At 70.5% G+C, this 2,825-nt stretch carries 5 protein-coding genes; all 5 read right to left on the bottom strand.

Features of this window, described 5'->3' with window-relative positions; all coding sequences use genetic code 11:
• Nucleotides 1-235: 235 nt before the first annotated feature.
• Nucleotides 236-670 (bottom strand): phasin family protein, encoded by a 435-nt coding sequence (locus ACYC1Z_RS15040; protein WP_461410320.1) that lies wholly within the window; start codon nt 668-670, stop codon nt 236-238.
• Between the two features lie 92 nt (nt 671-762).
• Complete coding sequence (locus tag ACYC1Z_RS15035; protein WP_461410319.1) at nt 763-999, bottom strand: hypothetical protein; 237 nt, start codon at nt 997-999, stop codon at nt 763-765.
• A gap of 78 nt (nt 1,000-1,077) precedes the next feature.
• Complete coding sequence (locus ACYC1Z_RS15030; RefSeq protein ID WP_461410318.1) at nt 1,078-1,191, bottom strand: polyhydroxyalkanoate synthesis regulator DNA-binding domain-containing protein; 114 nt, start codon at nt 1,189-1,191, stop codon at nt 1,078-1,080.
• Between the two features lie 202 nt (nt 1,192-1,393).
• Nucleotides 1,394-2,479 carry an IS630 family transposase gene (locus ACYC1Z_RS15025; RefSeq protein ID WP_461410317.1) on the bottom strand — a complete coding sequence of 362 codons (1,086 nt, stop codon included), beginning with the start codon at nt 2,477-2,479 and terminating at the stop codon, nt 1,394-1,396.
• Nucleotides 2,480-2,548: 69 nt separating this feature from the next.
• Nucleotides 2,549-2,825 (bottom strand): hypothetical protein (locus tag ACYC1Z_RS15020; protein WP_461410316.1); only part of this gene is annotated, 277 nt, incomplete at its 5' end.

Here is a 2,825-nt window from a genome sequence, read left to right as displayed (position 1 = left end):
GCGCTCACCCCCACGTAGCTGTCCACCGCGTTCAGGTCGAGCCCTTCGAGGGAATCCTCGAGGGCGCGGAGTGCCCCGATCTCGTAGACGGCGCCGCCCGGCCCCCCGCCCGCGAGCGCGAGGCCGAACCGGCGCCGTCTACGCGCGCGCCGGCTGCTGGTCATGCGACTGCCTCCCTGGTCAGGCGGCCGCGGGGCGCGTGACCGGCTGGCCACTCGCCCGCGCGATCAGGCCGTCAGGTGGTGGCCTGCGGGGCTTTCGCGCGCTTCGTCGCGCGCGCCCGCCTCGTCGCCGGGACGCGGCGCGGACGCGCCGGCTTCGACTCGAGGCTGCGCGTCAGCTCCTCCACCCGCCGCGTGAGCACGCTGATCTCGCGCTTCGTCGGCACGCCCAGCCGGTGCAGCACCGCGGTCATGGAGTCATCCACCACACCGCCCATGCGGTCCATCGCCGCGCCCGGGATCGCGCGCACGTCCGACACCCGCGCGTTCACCGTGGTGAGGACGCTGTCGAAACCCTTCTCCACGCGCGCGAGGTTGGTCTTCTCGAAGCGCTTCCCCTCGCTGACGAGCTGCCGGAAGAACTTTCCCCCCTCCTTCTCCGCCATCGCCACCGCCCCCAGCCCCGCGAACCAGATCTCGCGCGCCGGCTCGGGGAGCGTGGTGAGCATCCGACCCCCGTTGGCCTTGGTCATCTTCGACATGTGTACCTCCGTGTCACGGTCATTCCTCCCCCTCCCCCTCCCCCTCCTGCGATCCGCGGTCACTCCGGCGGGGCCCGGCCCCGCTCCTCGAGCATCGCCAGGGAGCGATCGAGCGCCCCCAGGCTGGCCTGCAGCGCCTCCAGCTCCGCCCGCGCATGGCGCAGCGGCCGCACGCTGCCGAGCGACGCCTGCATCGCCCGCTCGACGGAATGCTCCAGCCGTTCCACGCCATGCACGAGCGCCTCGCCCCCGCGCCGGACCACCTCGTGCAGGAAGTCGGGACCGAGCCCAGACACGCCGCGCCGCTGCTCCTCGCTGATGATCTGCGTCAGCGTGAGGGCGGTGACGTCGTGTCCCGTCCGCGCGGCGACGACCTACACCTCGGTGCCGGCGCGGATCCACGCGGCAATCTCGTCGAGGCCCACGTAGCGGCTCTCGGCCGCGTCGTAGAGCTTGCGGCTCCCATAGCGGCGGATCACGCGAGGCACGGCGCCACGTTGCCGCGGTGCGGCATCTTGGGAAAGAAGGGAAATCGCTCCCCGACGTCACAACACCCGTGGCGTCTGGCGATTGGCAGCGGAGCGGGGGTTCTGGCGACTGGGGGGGGCCTTGTCCACCGGGGCCACGGCGCGAGTGGCGTCGCCAGTCCCCAGTCGCCAGTCCCCTTGCTCCGCTGCCAATCCCCAGACGCTAGTGTAGTGAAGCCAAAGTATCGTTCGCTTTCTTGACCTTCGCGAGGATCCGTCGGACCGAGGCGGTCCACGTGAAGGGCGTGGGGGCGGTATTCCGCTGCGCGATGTAGTCGCCGATGGCCTGCTCGAGCTCCCGGACGGAGGTGACGGCGAGGCGACGGAGCTGGCGGGTCGTCAGTTCGCCGAAGAAGCGCTCCACGAGGTTCAGCCAGGAGGCCGAGGTGGGCGTGAAGTGGAAGTGCACGCGCGGATGCCGGCGGAGCCACGCCTGGACTTCCGGGGTCTTGTGCGTCGCGTAGTTATCGAGGATGACATGCAGGCCCTGACCCTTCGGGACCGTGCGTTCGAGCTGCGTCATGAAGCGCAGGAATTCATCGCGTGTATGGCGCGGATGACAGGCATGCTCAATGCGGCCGGTGGCCACGTCGAGTGCCGCGAAGAGCGTCGTCGTCCCATGCCGCTCATAGTCGTGCGTCATGGTGCCCGCGCGCCCCTTCTTCAGGGGCAGCCCGGGCTGCGTACGGTTCAGCGCCTGGATCTGGCTCTTCTCGTCGACGGAGAACACGACGGCGCGCTTCGGCGGATCGACATAGAGCCCGACGACATCGCGCAGCTTGGCCACGAACTCGGGATCGGTCGAGACCTTGAACGTCTCCACCAAGTGCGGCTTGACGCCGTGCGCGCGCCAGAGGCGGGAGACCGTGGACTGGTGCACGCCGGCCTGCGCGGCCATCGCCCGGGTGCTCCAGTGCGTGCCCTGGTCGGGCGGGGGCGTATGGAGCGTCGCCTCGATGATGGCGGCCTCCATCGCCGGGGTGATCTGCTTGGGCCGGCCCGGGCGGGGCCGATCCGCCAGGAGCCCGGCGGCGCCCTCGGCCTCGTACCGGTCCAACCAGCGGCTGACGGTCGGGCGCGACACGCCCAGCTGCCGGCAGATGGCGGCCCCCGCCTGCCCGTCCGCGGAGGCCAGCACGATCCGCGCGCGCTCCAACACCCGGCGTGGCGTGGTCCGCGCGCGCACCCACTGCTCCAGAAGGCGGCGATCCCCGCGCCGCAATTTTGTTACGCGGATAGGACGTGGCATAGCCGACAAGATACCACGTACTTCGTGATTATGCACGCTATTTCGGCATCACTACACTAGCGCACTTCCCTAGTCCCTCCGGTCCGCGCTGCGCCGCTCTCCCCCTCTCCGCTGCCGCTCCCGACGTCGTACTGCCCGCGCCGTCGCCGCGAGCGCCGCGATCGCCACCATCACGGTCACCGGCATGAACAGCTCACGGAAATACGAGCTCCGCACGAAGAACCACCACAGCAGCAGCTCGGCGCCGAGCGCGGCGAGCCAGATGCCGAGGATCCGGCCAGTGCGGAGAGGAGTCATCGCGGCCGGAGGATGCAGGGGTCGCGCCAGCGAGCCCGACCCTTTGGCT

This window comes from Georgenia sp. (genome assembly GCF_054605595.1).
Note: the sequence above shows the minus strand (reverse complement) of the source record. Positions and strands in the feature narration are given on the sequence as shown.